Source organism: Nocardia sp. NPDC004722, from assembly GCF_053601505.1.
The window spans coordinates 1-1,977 of the sequence record NZ_JBSGBY010000973.1 but is presented as its reverse complement, the minus strand read 5'-3'; the positions used below and the strand labels follow the sequence as shown (position 1 = coordinate 1,977).

Below are 1,977 nucleotides of genomic sequence, written 5' to 3'. Positions count from 1 at the left end.
AGAATTCCTGGATCGCGGAATACTGCGGCTTGTCGCGGAACGCGGCCATGGTGTCGTAGTGGGCGAAACCCACCGGCGCACCGTCCAGGAATGCGATCAGCGGACCCCGCCCGGCCGCTTCGGCCCGAAGGTACGCCTTGTGGACGCGCACCCACACCAGCTTCGGATCCTGCTGTCCGTAATGATCATGCAGCTCGCCCAGGAGAGCTCTGAGCGCCTCGGCATCATCCGCCGTGGATCGACGGATCTGTACGGTCACGGTCCCCCTATCTCGAAACCGCCTCGCACGGTGCGGAACCGGCGGCACGCAGTCCGAAGCCACCTTATCCGGACTGGGCGCCGTGGCTCGAAGTCAGGAGAGCACTTCGAGGAGTTTGCCGGTGGCGACGTCGAAGACGAAGCCCCGCAACGATGTCGTCTTCGTGATGAACGGGCTGTTCTCGATCCGCCGGATCGACTGCCGCACATCCTCGTCGAGATCGGTGAACGATTCCGCCGACCAGGCGGGCTTGACCCCGACCTCGTCCTGGATCGCCCGCTTGAACTGATCGTCGGTGAAAGTCAGCATCCCGCAATCGGTGTGGTGGATCAGAATGATCTCCGTGGTCCCCAGCAACCGCTGACTGATGGCCAGCGACCGCACCTCGTCATCGGTGATCACCCCGCCCGCGTTCCGAATGACGTGCGCCTCCCCCTCTTTGAGCCCGAGAATCCGATACACGTCCAGCCGCGCGTCCATGCACGCCACCACCGCGACGTGCTTGCTCGGCGGCAAGGGCAACGGCCCGCGGAATCCCGCGGCGTACTCGGCATTGTTGGACAGGTACTCGTCGGTCACAGACATGATCACTCCTCCGCCGAACCGGTGTGCACACATGCACATGTCTGCAGTGACGGTGACGGCCGGCAGCCTCCACGGCCAGGTATTCACGCACCGTGAAGTCAACGCTGTACGGCCACCGCCCGCCGATCGCCGACCCGGCGGTGCTCAGCCGTCGCGCAGGGGACGGCCCTCCACGTCGGGCACCTTGCCGGTCAGCATCATGATCGCGTCGATCAGCGGCCACAGTGCGCCGAGCCCGCAGGTGAGCCAGGTGACCAGGATCTGGGCGACGCCGATCTTGGTGTAGCCCAGATAGAAACGGCCCACACCGAAGCTGCCCAGGAAGATCCCGAGCAGGCCCGCGATCATTTTCGTCTTGTCCGAATACGGCAGCCCCTGCGGATCCCGCCCGTAGGGCGCGCTCGGATCGCCGCCGAGCTGCCCCGCCACCGGCGGCATCACTCCCGGTGGCGCATACTGCGGCTGCGGGTACGGAAGCTGACCGCCACCGGGCTGACCTGCGCCCGAATCGATCTGCGGCTCATAGGGATTGGACATCGCACGTCCTCCTGACGGTGCTGCGGTTAGAGACTTCGGACCGCGCCCGCTCCGAAGCGCCGCAACCGTAGCCCTCCGGGATTGGGAATCGATTGGAAGACGATTGGAGGACAAGGTCCGGCGGGGGTATCGATTCTCGGTGATCGCAACGCTCTGAACGGCGCGGGCGAGCCCGCACACTCGATCGCGGGAGGGCATGCGGGATCACCGACGCGGACGAAGAGGGATCATGCGGATCGAGCAGCTCGAGTATGTCCAGGCCGTGACCAGGCTGGGGTCCTTGCGACGTGCGGCCGAAGAACTGCACGTGTCGCAACCGGCGTTGAGCGAGACGCTGCGGAATCTGGAACGTGAACTGGGCGTGGAACTGCTGGACCGGCGGCGGTCGGGGGCCCGCATCAGCGATCAGGGCCGGGAATTGCTGCCGCATATCGCACAGGTGCTGGACGCGGTGGACCTGTTGCGGCGTGCGGCAGACGAACAGCATCGGGTCAGCCGGATGGTGCGGGTGGGAACGGTCAACGCGGCGACCGTGTCGTTGGTGCTGCCCGCGATCCGCGAGTTCCGGGATACACATCCGCGGACGCAGGTAGAGG

General features: G+C 65.8%; 4 protein-coding genes. 1 reads left to right on the top strand and 3 read right to left on the bottom strand.

Going from position 1 to position 1,977, the window contains the following annotated elements; genetic code table 11:
• The 3 genes from ACWELQ_RS44745 to ACWELQ_RS44735 all read right to left on the bottom strand — a co-directional run.
• A partial coding sequence (locus tag ACWELQ_RS44745; RefSeq protein ID WP_452403031.1) for a hypothetical protein occupies positions 1-259 on the bottom strand: 259 nt, incomplete at its 3' end.
• 93 nt (positions 260-352) lie between these two features.
• A complete protein-coding gene (locus ACWELQ_RS44740; RefSeq protein WP_452403030.1) occupies positions 353-844 on the bottom strand; it encodes a beta-class carbonic anhydrase in 492 nt (163 codons plus the stop codon).
• A gap of 144 nt (positions 845-988) precedes the next feature.
• Positions 989-1,381: a TM2 domain-containing protein gene (locus tag ACWELQ_RS44735; protein WP_452403029.1), complete on the bottom strand. Its 393-nt coding sequence runs from the start codon at positions 1,379-1,381 to the stop codon at positions 989-991.
• Between the two features lie 229 nt (positions 1,382-1,610).
• Here ACWELQ_RS44735 and ACWELQ_RS44730 point away from each other — a divergent pair.
• The coding region (locus ACWELQ_RS44730) for a LysR family transcriptional regulator (RefSeq protein WP_452403028.1) at positions 1,611-1,977 on the top strand (367 nt) is incomplete at its 3' end.